Origin of the sequence: Streptomyces aureocirculatus (assembly GCF_000720475.1) — a bacterium.
Taxonomy (GTDB): Bacteria; Actinomycetota; Actinomycetes; order Streptomycetales; family Streptomycetaceae; genus Streptomyces; species Streptomyces aureocirculatus.
In genome coordinates, this window is the sequence record NZ_JOAP01000022.1 from 128,720 (window position 1) to 141,660 (window position 12,941).

The following is a 12,941-nucleotide window of genomic DNA, read 5'->3' on the forward strand; positions in this document are numbered from 1 at the left end:
GGCTTTGCGTGCTACCCGCTCCCGCAATCCCAGTGTGGAAACTGCGGTGCGGTCACCGAAGGACAGGTAACGCGGGTACGCGCACCAAGGCCCACGTTCGCGGCCGCTCGAGCACAGGTTCCAGGTCTATCGATGGCTCGGCTCAGGCCGAAGGTCGCGGTGTTCAGCGGTGTCTGGAAGGGCGAGCATGGCGACGTGACGCCTCCTCCCTTTGACATTGACGTCTTCCTCAGGCAGCCGCTCACCGCGCGCATCGCTACCGACGGACCGAGCGTGCGGCCTGTGTGGTTTCTGTGGGAGGAGAACGCCTTCTGGGTTCCGACCGGGCCGTGGACCAAGCTGTACGACCACTCGCTGAGCTCGTTCTCTGACTACCAGGATCCGCCAGGACCATCGACCGCCAGGCCCAGCCACCCGCCGTCGAAACGAGGAAGCGACAGCCCGGCCGGCACCGTCCGCACACAGCACCGCGCCGGACGCCGTTCGAGGCCGGAAGACAAGGAACAAGCTGAGACGCGGCTGGGCCCGCAGCACCAAGACACAGTGATGCGGGCCCAGTCTGATCACAGGAGGGTCAGCGGCGGTCGTCCATGTCGTCCTGGATGTCGTCGAAGGAGCGCTGACCGCTCTGGCGGGTCTCGTCCGCGCGCTCTCGCAGACGTTCCTGCTCAGTCCGGCCGCGCGTGCCGGCTTCGTCCTGCTTGCTCTGCAGCTTCTCCTTGGCCTTCTGGGCCTTCTCCTGCATCTCGTCCTTGATGCCCATGAGGGAGTGCTCCGCTCGCTGGTGGGGGTGACTGATCCTTGACGAGCCTGGCATGCAGACTGCCGCGGCGCCCGACCGCTGCGCCGATCGGGTGACAGGCGCCCGCCGCTGTCCAGCCCCCCTTCCCCCCTCGTCGGGAGCCCGTCAGCGGGCCAGGACGCCGAACTCGGTGCCGGTGGTGACCTGGGGGTCGGCCGGCGGCTTCACGGCGCGGGTGGGTGAGGACCCGGCGACCTTGCCGCCCTTCGTGCCGACCGACCAGACCTCCGGTGCGGTCGCCGGGACCGGGAGGGTGATCTCGGGCTGCTTGTCGTTGTTCAGGTCGGTGGTCTTGAGCTGCGAGGGGATGCGGTACGTGCCGGCGGGGCGGGGCAGGCCGGGCGCGTTGTAGGCGTAGAACGCGGAGCCGGTGCCGGTGACGCCCCTGGAGGAACCCTTCAGTACGTAGAGGCCGCCGCCGCTGATGTAGCAGTGCTCGCAGGTGGGCTTGCGCTCACCGGGGGCGCCGACGACCAGGTCGGCGTAGCCGTCCCGGTTGAGGTCGGCCGCGGCGACGGAGGCGCCGAAGCGGTCGCCCTTCTGCACGCCGCCGGGGACGCCGGGGGTGTCCTCGGTGAACATCCGCATGCTGCGGTTCTCGTCCACGCCGTTGGACGCGCCGTAGTTGACCCGGACCACGCCCGCGGCGGTTTCGGTGTCCAGTACGGATGCCGCGTCGCCCACCGCCACGTCGCCGTAGCCGTCCTTGTCGAAGTCCGCGACGGCGACGCTGTTGCCACCCCGGACGGTGACCGGGGTCAGGCGCGGTCCCGAGGCCCCGCCGAGGAGCACCCGGCCCCGCATGCGCCTCTCGCCCAGGACGACGAGGTCGTCGATGGAGCCCTTGTTGACGCGGCCCACGGCGATCCGCTCCTGTGCCCCCTCGTCGTAGACGGGGTAGTTGCGGCCGGTGTCCACCTCCCGTGTCGATGCGGGCGTGCCGTCCGCCTTGAAGGGGCCCTTGAAGAGGTGCAGCGAGGTGGAGTAGCCGACGACCAGGTCGGTCTTCCCGTCGCCGGTGAAGTCACCGGCCTTCAGGACCGAGCCGAAGCCGGGCCGGCGATTGGGGTCGGCCATCGGGGTGCCGCCCTTGAGGCCGGTGGGGCTGCCCCAGAGCAGGCTGACCTGGCCCCGCCCGCTCACGGCGAGGTCCGCGTACCCGTCGGCGTTGAAGTCGCCGCTGGTGAGGACCTGCCCGAACCGCCCGCCCTGGGTCGCGTCCCCCGGCACTCCGGGGCTGTTCTGGGTGAGGGCCTTCAGGCCGGTCTTCTGGGCGCCGTGCTTGCCGCCGTAGGAGACGGTGACATAGCCCGCGCTCCCCAGCGTCGTGGTGGCGCCCTCCGCGGCGGTGACCTTCACGCCGGCGTCCGGGGAGCCGATGGCCAGGTCGTGGTAGCCGTCGCCGTTGAAGTCGTCGGAGTAGCGGCTGGGCGCGGGAGCCGCGGTGGCGGCCTCGGCCCGGGTGCCGGTGGAGGCCAGCAGGCCTCCGGTGAGCGTAGTGGCCGCCGCGGCGATCGCGATGGCGTGACGGATGTGGCGTCGCACGTCCGTTTCCCCCTAGGAGTTCGATCGTGAATACGCCTCCAAGACCCCCGACTCACCGGAACGGTTGTACGGGTTTCCGCGCCTCTTCGTGCCCGCTCCCGCGCCCGCGCCGCTTCGTGCCGTACGCCGGCTGGGCGTCAGGGGTGAAGGGCCTCGCGCAGGGCGCGTACCTGGTCGGTGAGGTTGCGTTCGCTGACGCGGGCCTGGGGGAAACGGCGCGGGCGTCGCGGGCGTAGCGGGCGTAGCGCAGGGAACGCTTCTCCTCGGCCTCGGGGGATCCGTAGGTGTAGGCGCCGCCGTGCACGTAGAGGATCATCGGCAGGTCTTCGGGGGTGCCGGGCCGGTAGACGCGCAGCCGCAGTTGTCCCGGTGGGCCGGGTATGTACAAATCGCACGCCTTGACCTGGTCGTCGGCGGGGGTGTCGGGGTGTGCGCGCAGGAGTGCGTAGCGCTGGGGGTCGGCGAGCACCGCGGCCAGGCCGTGGACGGGGAAGACGCCGGTGTCGGCGGTGTCGGCGGTGGTGGCGGCGGCGGCGGCGGTGTCGAGCAGCATCTGGATCTCGGGATCGACAGCGGGGACGGTCATGGCTGATGGTCACCTTCCGGGGTGGGGCCGGGTGTTGCCCGGTGCCGTTGTGCGGAACTGACCTCAGTCTCTGCCGGTCGTGATCGACACAGCAGTGGCCCGGGGGCCACTATCTGCACCTATTGGGCCATGGCAGTCGTGACGCCTCATCATGTGGCTGTTCTCGCTCTGGCGCCGGTGGTGGCCTTCGGCCTCAGCATCCCGGCGCAGATGCTGGCCGGGGTCGAAACCCGTGCGGGTCGGGCGGCCTACGAGGTGCGTACCTGCACCCCGGACGGCTCCCCGGTGCCGACGGTGAACGGGTACGGCGTCCTGCCCCAGGGCGACCTGTCCCTGCTGGAGTACGCCGACACGGTGATCGTCGCGGGGACCCGCTGCCCGGACGTGGTCGAGGACGGCGCGGTGGATCCCCGTGTCGCACAGGCGTTGCGGGCGGCCCGGCGGCGTGCCCGGCTGGTGTCGCTGTGCACCGGCTCGTTCGTTCTTGCGGCCGCGGGCCTGCTGGAGGGCGGCCGGGCCGCGACCCACTGGCGTTACGCACAGCAGTTCAGGCGGCTCTTCCCGACGGTCGAGCTGGACACCACCCCTTCCGCTTACCGCAAGGCGTTCCGCTCCTCCCCCGCCGCGCCCGTGCCGTAGGTCCGGGCCTCGCCGGGCCGGTTGCCCGCCACCGCTCCACCGGGCTCCGGCGCAGGCGTTCAGGCCGCGGAACCCGGCGCCGGAGTCAAGATGGCGACGCCCTCGAAGCCGAGGTCGTCGCCGCCCACGAATCTTTTGGTTCCGGAGCAGCGTCGGCATACGGAGCGGCGGCCAGGAGACCGTCATGCTGGTCTCCTGGCCGCCGTCGCGGTTCCGACTGGCCTACCAGTCCTGGCCGCTGTTGCTCTCACCCGTGCTGTTGCCCTCGCCTTCGATCTCCGCGACGACGAGCGCCTCGACCGCGGCCTTGAAGGTGTGGCTGACGACACCCGGGACGGCCGGCGCCATGAGCGCCTTGGCCTCGATGGTGACCGACGTGCCCTGCGCGTCGTAGGCGCGGACTCGCGCCATCTCCTCGCACTGGGCGTACTCCAGGCGGTTGCCCACGTGGTCGAGGTACACCAGGCGGAAGCCCTTCAGGGCGACGTTGACGATGGGCTGCCCGTTGCTGTAGCGCGCGATCGGCGCGGGGAAGGTGACCGTCCTGCTCGCGCTCTTCGCGTCCTTCACCGACCCCTCCAGGTGGATGGTCACCACCTGGAACGCGAGGTTCCGCACCGGAGTCGTGGACTTGTCCTTGGTCTTCTCAGGGGAGGTTGCGGCATCTTGCGCCATGGTTTTCTTCCTTTGTTCGTGGGGGTTATATGCACCCCGGGGGCCGTATTGAACGTGCGGCTGACTGCCCGTCTGTACCGCCGAATTGTTCCGGTGGCTGATCCAGACGTTTTCTCGCCTGTCGAGAGAATTCCCGCCGGGGGGCGTGTCCAATTCTCGGAGATGTCATAGCGCGACATGTTGGCGGCTTATGAACAAGTCACGGTTTCGGTGCTTACCGAAATGGGCAGCAAGGGCTCTTGGTTTGCGTCGGCACGCAGCGGCGCCCGCAAACGGTGTTCGCGTTTGCGGGCGTTGAGTGTTGTCTCAGCCACGACATGGCCGGCGCTGCACGGCCCCGGGCGCGGCTGTGGGCGTGTTGTGTGCGTCAGCAGTCGTGTCCCCGCGGACCGGGAGCGCCCACCGCACGGGTGAGGAGGAGGGCGAGCTCGGCACGCAACCGGTCAAGGGGTTTGCTGAGTTCCAGTCCGGTGACGTAACAGATCACTTGCAGACGGTGCGTCATCGTTTGCCGGTGGATGTAGAGAGCGCGGGCCGCTGCGGTCACCGACATGTTGTGCGCCAGATAAGCAGCGAGTGTCTGCAGTAAATGCGCATGCCGCTCCGTCGTGTACAGCGGGCCGAGACAGGAGTTCAGGTACGCCTCGCGTTTCTCGGTGTCCATGTCCAGCGCTGCGAGCAGCGGCCACGTATTGCGGCTTTCGATGTTCTCGCCGTAGTACCGGGCCACCACGGCGGCGAGTGCGGCCTGCCGAGCCGCATCGGCCGGTTCGCCGTCTTTTACAGGGACCAGCCCATAGGGTCCGAAGACTTCAGGCTGCTGCGGGCGTCCGCGGGTGAATGCGATGAGGTGGTCGCCGGTGACGACGATGCGGGCCCGGGGGTTGGCGGCCCGGAATGTGCGCAGGGCGGGCGCGCTGTCCTTGCCCCGCTGGGCGGCGGACATGCACCAGCGCGGTGCGGTTGCGGACTGTTCCGACAGGTCGGCGCCGCGGGCTTCCTGACGTGGTGGCGAAGGAGTGCGCATGGGTGCGCTGTGCAGGGAGTCGTAGTAGCGGATGATCGCCCTGCCGGCGACGAGGAGCAGGTGCGGGCCGTGCGGTCTGGTGGGGCTGGCGACCGGGCCCTGCGGTGTGCTGGGCGCCGCCTGGGCCAGTGTGGTGAGGCACAGGCCCTGCTGGAGGAGGGCTTCCTCGCAGCGCAGGCCGACGGCGGCGTGAGTGGCGGCCCGGATGCGGAACAGGGCGGCGACCTGCTTCGCGGACAGGTCCTCGGTCAGGACGGCGAGCCAGGCGGCCAGGTCGTGTTCGACGGTAGCGGCCCGGTGTGCGGTGGCTGCTTCCGGCGGGGGCAGCGCGGCAAGCACCTGCCGGGTGAGTGTCCCGGCCTCGCGCTGCAGGCGGCGCGCGGCCTCCTTGGCCGGGCCAGGTCGGTGCCACGTGGTGGGCAAGGGAACTTCCATGCGGTCCAAGGGTTCTCCTCTGGCGTGGGTGAGCACGGCTCCGGACCGTTCTGGGTGGTCGAGGCGAACAGCGGCCGTCCGCAACGGCGTTGGGCGGATGCCGGAGCTGGTGCTCCCGGGCGGACGGCTTGTGTGTGCCGCTGAGCAGCCCGACGGATCGGCGGGTGCGGCGCGGTGCTGGGGCGGAGTCCCGGTAGGGGATCGGCGCCTGTGGCGGCCGGATGGCCGGCGGCTGGTGCCGCCGTGGCAGCTACACTGTGGGCGGCCGGAACCACTAGACCTGGTTCCGGCCGCCCACAGACCTCGCATCCGGTGGTTCAGCCACGTGGTGGCGCCCGTGCCCGTCTCTTTTGCTCCGGCACACCCCGGTACCGGCCTTCTGCACGGGGCGGGTGCAGCCACTAGACCTGGCTGCACCCGACTCCGCGCGTCAGGCAGGCGGATCAGGCCTCGTCGCGCTTGAGGTAGACCTTGGTGCCGTACTGGCTGCTGAGCCAGATGCGTGTGGTGTCGCTTCCGGTGCCCTGCAGCCGCCGGTTGTGGAATTGCTGCGGCGTCCTGGATTCCGGGTTGACAGTGGTGTAGGCCTGTTCCAGGCACCAGGCGGGGTTGTCGCCCTCCTCCTCGAGGCGGATGTAGACGGGGTAGCGGTCGAGGTCGTCGGTGTCGAGCTGGGGCTTGCGGGGATCGTTGTACTCGGGGCTGGTGACGTTGGCTCCGTCGCCGAGCACATAGTCGATGTACTGGCCGCGCTGGATCTGGCGGTTGTTGTCCAGGAGGAACTCCCGGCCCGCGATGCCGAGGTAGACCCTGCCCTCGGTTTCGGCGTTCTCCTCATCGGCGGTCAGGACGCGTGCGGTGATTTTGGTGATGTTGGCCATGTGTGCCTTCTCCTGTGTTTCTGTACGTCGGGGTAGCGCTGCTGAGCCCGTGGACGGCTTGGAGGGCAGGCGCTGCCCTGGGGGTGATGCGGCCCGCTGTCAGGGCAGGAGCGGGGAGTCGTCGTTGCGCTTGAGGTGGAGCGTGGTGCCCGAGCGCTCGCCGAGCTTGATGCGGCGGTCTGCCGCATCGTTGATCAGATGCGGCTGGTCGAAGTAGTGCGGGGCGCTCGTGCCCGGGTTGACTGTGACGGTGACGCGTTCGGCGACCCAGTCGATCTCCTGCTGCGGCTCCTTGCCTCGGGGAGGCAGGGGCGAGAGACGGACGTAGACCGGGAATCGGTCGAGGTCGTCGGTGTCCAACTGCGGCATGCGGGGGTCATTGTCTTCGGGGCGGGCGACGTTGGCCTTCTCCCCCAGGACATAGCGGGTGCTCTTGTTGCGGCCGGTGTCCGTCTTGTCCTTGGGCAGGTTCAGGAGAAACTCCCGGCCCGCGATGCCGAGGTAGATCAGTTCGTCGGACCCGGCGCCCTCGATGTCGGCGGTCTGCAGCAGCACGTTGATCTGCTTGATGGCTGTCATGGCTTCCTCTCCTTGCTCGTGTCGTCGTGCACGCGGTTCGTTGTGCGCCGGGGTCAGTCGATGTTGCTGCCGCGGTCTCCGTCGGAACCGCCGCCGCGGTTGCCGTTGTCGAGGTCGCGGTCGGTGGGGTCCTTGCGCGGCGGCTGGGTCGGCGCCAGGACGAAGTCGTGGGAGCCGTCCAGGCTGGAATCGCGGCCGTAGTACGGGGCCGGCCGGTGGCTGCCCGGGCCGGGACGGTTGTCCTTGGGCTGCAGGCAGTGCCCGGGGTACTTCACCGGTACCAGCGAGTAGCCGCCGCAGCACAGCGGCAGCACGAAGAACTGCTGCCGTTCGGCGGCCTTGGGGTCGGAGCCCTGTGCGTCCGGCTCCTGCCGCTCGGTGTAGGTCATCGGCCCGCGCGGGTCCTTCTCGTCGACGGACAGCACGCGGCCGCTGCTCTTGTTCTCGAAGGTGAACACCGTGTTGTTCTTGCGGTAGCCGACGAGGCGCACGCTCCACAGATGCCGCTCGTTGGTGATCTTCGTGATGTCGTCCGACTCGATCTGCAGATCGCCGTTCTGTGTCAGATATCCACCGGTCACCCGATGGATGATCATGATTGCCTTTCCGTGTACCGCAGATCGGACAAACGTGTCCAGCGTGTTGGAGTACATTCTTTTTCCTCGTTCTCGCGGACGCCCGGAAGAACTGACACCGCCATCGTTGATCCAGGCGCGATGATGGGTTGAACGACCGTGAACCGAGGCAGGGTTTTCTGGTTCACCACCCGCCGTCGGCGATTTCCCTTCTCCCCTTCTCGGCGTTTTCCCGGCAGTTCGGCAAGCCCGTCCGGCATGTGCCAGGTGTGCAGACCAGACTCCTGAAGTCGGCCATCACCCAGTTGACACACAGTGCAGATCCCCGTGCAGTAAGTATGTGAACCTGAAAGTACCCACATCGAGCTACGCAGTATTATTTACCGATCCCCGCAGTCATAATGCTGGCGGGCGGGTTCGTGCATGCCGCGCAGAAGGTGAATCATTTCTCCACCCGCATCTGAGTGAAAACGCTTCCCCGGCTGTCACGTCCTGAGCAACAATCGAAACCCGGATTGAGCTGACGGGAATTCATGTGACTCGGCGGCCTTGTTTTCCGGTGTCACTTCTTCCGCCACTGCCGGGTCCGGTTTTCCCGTAAGAAACAAGGACAGGGATGCGCAGCACGGCCTGGTCCAGATGCCGCCGAGCCGAGCCCATCACGCCAGCGCACGCACCACGACCGAAGGTGTCACCATGTACCGACTCACCGCCCGGACCCCACAGTTCCCCCTGAGGGCCCCCGTCCCCGTCGGGGTGCCGGCCGCTCCCCTCACACAGGCACCTCCGCGTCGGCACGCCTCCGCCATGCCCTGCGGCCGCGCCGCCCGGGCGTGCGTCACGCCAAGGCTTCGATGAGCAGCGACCCCGACCCGGCCCACAGACCACCCCCCGCGGCAGGGCCTGCGCCGCCGCTCGGGCGCGCGCAGTTGCCGGCGTCCGGCTCGCGTGCCGCGCACCGCCAGGCGCGGTGGCATGTCCTGTGGCAGGAGTGCCTCTTGGCCGGCGCCATGCTCGTGGAAACCGCACCCGGTGCCCTCCACAGTGCGGCGGGCACCGGCTGTGCCCGCCGGGACCACGTGGTCTTCCTCCTCGCCGCCGCCCTGCTTGAACAGAGCACGAGCCGGGGCTGTTCCCGCGCCGCCGATACCGTCATGGCCACATCCGGAGACAGAGGCACCCTTCGCGCGTTGCGGCAGTGCGGACCCACCACACTCAGGCGCCCGCCCGTCGGCCCCCTCCACCTGCCCGTCCAGCGGTTCCTGCTGGTGCTCTCGGCCAGTGACCTCTTCATCCGCATCCGCACCGCGGCCCTGGACGTCCTCAGCCACCACATCGCGATGGCCCGGGCCCGCGGGGTCCACACCGTCCGCGTCCGGCACTGCCTGCCCGGCCTCTCACCCCCGTCCCCGCCCCCTGCAACAGAGACATGAGGAGGAGCCCTCAGCTCCAGGAGGCGTGGAGGTGGCAGTGGGCGTCGGCGAGCGGTGGCTGCCTACGCTCATGGCATGGCGATTACGTACGAGTGGCGGGGCCACTTCGAGAACTCGGCCGTCAACCGACGGGCAGCGGGTCTTCCACGGCGGCGACACGATGTTCCACGGCTGCTGGTGGCTCATCGCGCGCCGGTTCAGCCCGTTCGACGCGGTGTTCCTGCCCGCCAACGGGGCCGTGGTCGACGCGCCGCACCTGCAGCCGCCGAGCCCCCCCACAGGCAGGGGGCGCTCGGGGGCGCTGCCAGTTCAAGGACGGGCTTTTAAGAGGCGGGGGCGGTGAACCGCCGGCGGACGAGCGCGATCAGGGAAGGTCCTCCGCGGAAGCACCACAGGGCAATGACCGGATCACAGATGGCACATGCCAAAGATGCGTCGTGGTAGAACGGCAGGATCGGATTGCCCTTGAGGTGGTGGGCCATGTCCCAGGCCGTGTGGAGCAGCCAGCCGATGCCGATGAAGGCCCAGGAGTCCAGGCCGCGGTAGGCGACGTAGGCCGTGAGCGCGACGACTGGGAGCTCCCACGGGCCGAACCCGCCCCCGCTCAGATAGGCGGCGCCGGCTCCGCCCACCATGACCGCGTTGAAGTGGCGTCGGTGCGGTTCTTTGATCAGGGACATCAGCAGGCAGTAGATGATGCCGACGATCACTGGTGACACAAGGTTCATGAGTGGGGCCCACCTCGCGCTCCAGTAGGGTACGGGCCCAGATCGAGACCGGAGGTCACGCCGGTGCCGGTGATCAGGTCGCCGTCGTCCACGATGCGGGCGCGGACCGCGTGGGCGCCGACGGCGCGCAGCGTCGGTCCTCCGGTGCCGCTGACGACCTCACGAGGGCCTTCTGCGGTGACCAGCTCGACGGTCACCGCCCGGTCCGTCACCGAGCCGCCGGCGTACAGCACCTCGTAGGGGGCGATGGCATCGAGCGGGTCGACGCCATCGAACAGGACGACCTGGATGTGCATGGGTGTGGGGTTCCTTCGGCGTCGATTTCCATCGGGACGCTCCGAAGTCAACCGGCTTCCTGGGTGCTCGCCCAGTGGCACTAGTGACAGGTTGCAACGGGATAGTGCCAACGCCTTCTTGACGCGTGTGGACTGCGATTACGTGCGATGACGTGGGCTTTCCGGAAGGGCGGCCCCGGTACGTCAAGCTGGTGGGGAGGTGAGTTCTGGCCATGCATACGGTTGCCGTGCTCGGATTGGATCAGGTGATCCCGTTCGACCTGTTCACCCCGATCGAGGTCTTCTCACGGGCCCGTCTGCCCGACGGGCGGCCCGGCTACCGGGTACGGGTGTGCGCCGAGCGTCCCTCCCGCCGTGCACGACGCGCTGCGGTCGGCCGCCGCCGACGCCGCCCGCCTGTCAGTGATGCCGATCGAACGGGAGGGCGGGCAGGCGCAGTTCATCGTCTACGACCACGCACCCACACCGCAGGGCTCCGTGCTTGAGGCGCTGCTGACCTGGCTACAGGAAAACCTGGCCCGCGACCTCACCCTTGCCGGCATCGCCGAGCGGGCCGGAACCAGCACCCGCACCCTGATCCGGCGCTTCCGCGACCAGACCGGCACCACGCCGCTCCAGTGGCTCCACCGGGCCCGCATCCGCTCGCCTGGAGATGTAGAGCCTGTTGGCAGTTCTCGTTCACCATGTCCGGCAGCAGGGGTCAGCCGGTGGGCGAAGTCCTCCTCACTCCACCTGAACCGGGTCCGAGACGGCGACGCACACCAGGGGTGACACCGGCCGCCGACCGCCGGTGATCAGACGGTGAGGACGAGCTTGCCCTGGAGGTGACCCCCGTCGAGCAGCCGGTGCGCGTCGGCGACACGCTCGAAGGGGAACGTCTCCTGCACATGGGCCCGGAGCCTGCCCTGTTCGACGAGTTCGACGAGACCACGCAGGGCGCGGGGATCGGGGTCGACCGCGATGCCGCTGAAGCGCATGCCGGCCGCCTCGTACGCGGCGGCAAGCTCCGCGTCCTCCTCGGCGACCGCCGTCACCAAGTGACCGCCCGGGCGCAGCACTTGGAGTGACCGCGCGGCGGTGTCGCCGCCGATCGTGTCGAGTACGACGTCGATGCCGCGGACCGCCTCGGTGAAGTCGGCCGCCGTGTAGTCGATCACCTCGTCGGCGCCGAGCCCCTCGACGAACTTCCGCTTGCTTCCGCCGGCGGTCGCGATCACGTGCGCGCCGAGCGCTTTCGCGATCTGGACCGCGACGTGGCCGACCCCGCCGCCACCGCCGTGGACCAGGACGCGGTCGCCCCCGCTCACGCCGCCGAGGTCGACCAGGCCCTGCCACGCCGTCAGCCCGACGACCGGCAGCGCTGCGGCCTCGGCGTGTGAGAGCGATGCCGGTTTGTGTGCCAGGTGCAGCGCCGGTGCCGCCACGACCTCGGCGTACGCGCTTGCCGCCCGCGGGAACAGCGGCATCCCGAACACCTCGTCGCCGGGTCTGAACCGCCAGGTCTGCGGCGCCTTTTCGACCACGCCGCTGATGTCCCAGCCCAGGGTGAACGGCGGGCGGCCGAGCAGCGGGAACTCGCCTGCGCGCAGGCGGGCCTCCAGCGGGTTCAGCCCGATCGCCTTGACGCGGACGAGAACCTCGGTCGGCAGGGGCCTCGGCTCGGGCGCGTCCACGAGGGTGAGCACCTCGGGACCGCCGAGTGACTGCTGGGTGATGACTCGCATGACTCTCCTGGCTCGGGAAGGGGGGAGGCAACCCAGGCTAGGTTTTTGAAAGGAACCGGCAGGTACCTTTGGCGCCATGAGCGGTTTCGGTCCCGGTGATCCCTTTCTCGCCGACTGCCCGGCGCGGCTGGCGGTCGAGCTGATCGCCGACAAGTGGACGGTGGTCGTGCTCTACGGCCTCAGCAAGGGCCCGGTGCGCCATGGCGAGCTGATCGAGCTGGTCGGCGGCATCTCCCGCAAGATGCTCACCCAGACACTCCGACGGCTCCAGGCGCACGGACTCGTCCGCCGCCACGCCTACGCCGAGGCGCCGCCCCGCGTCGAGTACGAGCTCACCGCGCTCGGGGCGACGCTGATCGAACCGATCCACATGCTGACGGAGTGGGCGAGGGCGAACGGCGACGCCGTGCTCGACGCGCTCGACACCGATCCCGAGCCGGTCGCCCCCGGCGACTGAGGGGCACGTGGGCGCCCGCAGTGCCGGTGCCGGTGCCGGTGCCGAGGGCGTCGTCCACCGGCTGGGCGAGGGCCGGGCCTTGGCGGGCACCGGGTCGACGAGCCGCCCCGGGCTGGGCCCGCCTTTTGGGCCTCGCAGAGCCGTCCTGCCGTGGGAAGAGTTGGTCACCCCCGGCGACCAGTCAGCGTACGGTCCTGGTGCTGAGTGCCGCATGACGGATACCTGCGCCCGTGCCGTCGGCCGCGGCGGCTGGCGGCTGGCGGCTGGCGTTACGGTGCGCGGCTGCGCTGCTCAAGCCGGAATCCAGTTCATGGCCGCGGGGTGGCCTGGACGGGCAGCAGCGCCCATATCTGCCGTCCTTCTGCGGTCATTTCGGTGCCGCAACTGTCGGCGCCCAGGTCGCGCAGCGCGCCGAGCACGTCCCGCGGTCGTTGTGGGAGCGGCGTGCCGGTGGCTGAGGCACAGGATGAGCACCTTGCCGTCCTGCTCCGACAGGTGGACGCTGATGCGGCGGCCGCCGTCGGCCACGACCGTGGTCGTCAAGAGCCGCACTACCTCG

General features: G+C 69.4%; 14 protein-coding genes and 3 pseudogenes. 6 read left to right on the top strand and 11 right to left on the bottom strand.

Annotation, left to right across the window (positions count from 1 at the left end):
- Positions 1 to 216: 216 nt before the first annotated feature.
- Positions 217 to 348, top strand: a pseudogene (locus IG78_RS51505) (pyridoxamine 5'-phosphate oxidase family protein); the annotation flags it as partial.
- Between the two features lie 226 nt (positions 349 to 574).
- On the opposite strand, the gene IG78_RS0121360 reads toward IG78_RS51505, so the two are convergent.
- The 3 genes from IG78_RS0121360 to IG78_RS42450 all read right to left on the bottom strand — a co-directional run bounded on the left by IG78_RS0121360 (position 575) and on the right by IG78_RS42450 (position 2,933).
- On the bottom strand, positions 575 to 763 hold the full coding sequence (locus IG78_RS0121360; RefSeq protein ID WP_030565609.1) for a hypothetical protein: 189 nt from the start codon (positions 761 to 763) through the stop codon (positions 575 to 577).
- Between the two features lie 144 nt (positions 764 to 907).
- Positions 908 to 2,347, bottom strand: a complete 1,440-nt coding sequence (locus tag IG78_RS0121365) for an FG-GAP-like repeat-containing protein (protein WP_051852818.1) — start codon at positions 2,345 to 2,347, stop codon at positions 908 to 910.
- 52 nt (positions 2,348 to 2,399) lie between these two features.
- Positions 2,400 to 2,933, bottom strand: a complete 534-nt coding sequence (locus IG78_RS42450) for an alpha/beta hydrolase family protein (protein ID WP_030565614.1) — start codon at positions 2,931 to 2,933, stop codon at positions 2,400 to 2,402.
- Positions 2,934 to 3,062: 129 nt separating this feature from the next.
- Between IG78_RS42450 and IG78_RS0121375 the strand changes: the two genes are divergently transcribed.
- Positions 3,063 to 3,572: a DJ-1/PfpI family protein gene (locus tag IG78_RS0121375; protein WP_225882148.1), complete on the top strand. Its 510-nt coding sequence runs from the start codon at positions 3,063 to 3,065 to the stop codon at positions 3,570 to 3,572.
- 222 nt (positions 3,573 to 3,794) lie between these two features.
- Here the strand turns inward: IG78_RS0121375 and IG78_RS0121380 are convergent, their stop codons facing one another.
- From IG78_RS0121380 to IG78_RS0121400, 5 genes are all read right to left on the bottom strand, one after another.
- Positions 3,795 to 4,247 carry a hypothetical protein gene (locus tag IG78_RS0121380; RefSeq protein WP_030565618.1) on the bottom strand — a complete coding sequence of 151 codons (453 nt, stop codon included), beginning with the start codon at positions 4,245 to 4,247 and terminating at the stop codon, positions 3,795 to 3,797.
- A 367-nt stretch (positions 4,248 to 4,614) separates the two neighbouring features.
- Positions 4,615 to 5,709, bottom strand: a complete 1,095-nt coding sequence (locus IG78_RS0121385; RefSeq protein WP_157855842.1) for a PucR family transcriptional regulator — start codon at positions 5,707 to 5,709, stop codon at positions 4,615 to 4,617.
- A 443-nt stretch (positions 5,710 to 6,152) separates the two neighbouring features.
- Positions 6,153 to 6,590 carry a hypothetical protein gene (locus IG78_RS0121390; protein WP_030565622.1) on the bottom strand — a complete coding sequence of 146 codons (438 nt, stop codon included), beginning with the start codon at positions 6,588 to 6,590 and terminating at the stop codon, positions 6,153 to 6,155.
- 99 nt (positions 6,591 to 6,689) lie between these two features.
- Complete coding sequence (locus IG78_RS0121395) at positions 6,690 to 7,169, bottom strand: hypothetical protein (RefSeq protein WP_030565624.1); 480 nt, start codon at positions 7,167 to 7,169, stop codon at positions 6,690 to 6,692.
- 53 nt (positions 7,170 to 7,222) lie between these two features.
- Positions 7,223 to 7,765, bottom strand: a complete 543-nt coding sequence (locus tag IG78_RS0121400; protein WP_030565628.1) for a hypothetical protein — start codon at positions 7,763 to 7,765, stop codon at positions 7,223 to 7,225.
- 977 nt (positions 7,766 to 8,742) lie between these two features.
- Here IG78_RS0121400 and IG78_RS0121405 point away from each other — a divergent pair.
- Together IG78_RS0121405 and IG78_RS51510 are read left to right on the top strand one after the other, a co-directional pair.
- Positions 8,743 to 9,177, top strand: a complete 435-nt coding sequence (locus IG78_RS0121405; RefSeq protein ID WP_030565630.1) for a hypothetical protein — start codon at positions 8,743 to 8,745, stop codon at positions 9,175 to 9,177.
- A gap of 127 nt (positions 9,178 to 9,304) precedes the next feature.
- Positions 9,305 to 9,451 (top strand): annotated as a pseudogene (locus IG78_RS51510) (MBL fold metallo-hydrolase); the annotation flags it as partial.
- A gap of 49 nt (positions 9,452 to 9,500) precedes the next feature.
- Here IG78_RS51510 and IG78_RS0121410 read toward each other — a convergent pair.
- Both IG78_RS0121410 and IG78_RS0121415 read right to left on the bottom strand, forming a co-directional pair.
- A complete protein-coding gene (locus tag IG78_RS0121410; RefSeq protein WP_030565631.1) occupies positions 9,501 to 9,905 on the bottom strand; it encodes a DUF6010 family protein in 405 nt (134 codons plus the stop codon).
- On the bottom strand, positions 9,902 to 10,201 hold the full coding sequence (locus tag IG78_RS0121415) for a type 1 glutamine amidotransferase family protein (protein ID WP_030565632.1): 300 nt from the start codon (positions 10,199 to 10,201) through the stop codon (positions 9,902 to 9,904). The genes IG78_RS0121410 and IG78_RS0121415 overlap by 4 nt, the downstream gene beginning before the upstream one ends.
- A gap of 212 nt (positions 10,202 to 10,413) precedes the next feature.
- On the opposite strand from IG78_RS0121415, the pseudogene IG78_RS42455 reads away from it, so the two are divergent.
- A pseudogene (locus IG78_RS42455) lies at positions 10,414 to 10,995 on the top strand (AraC family transcriptional regulator).
- On the opposite strand, the gene IG78_RS0121425 reads toward IG78_RS42455, so the two are convergent.
- Complete coding sequence (locus IG78_RS0121425) at positions 10,996 to 11,925, bottom strand: NADP-dependent oxidoreductase (protein WP_030565634.1); 930 nt, start codon at positions 11,923 to 11,925, stop codon at positions 10,996 to 10,998. It abuts the pseudogene before it with no gap.
- Positions 11,926 to 12,001: 76 nt separating this feature from the next.
- Here IG78_RS0121425 and IG78_RS0121430 point away from each other — a divergent pair, with 76 nt between their 5' ends.
- Entirely contained in the window at positions 12,002 to 12,382 is a 381-nt protein-coding gene (locus IG78_RS0121430; RefSeq protein ID WP_030565635.1) for a winged helix-turn-helix transcriptional regulator, read from the top strand.
- The last annotated feature ends 559 nt before the right edge of the window (positions 12,383 to 12,941 follow it).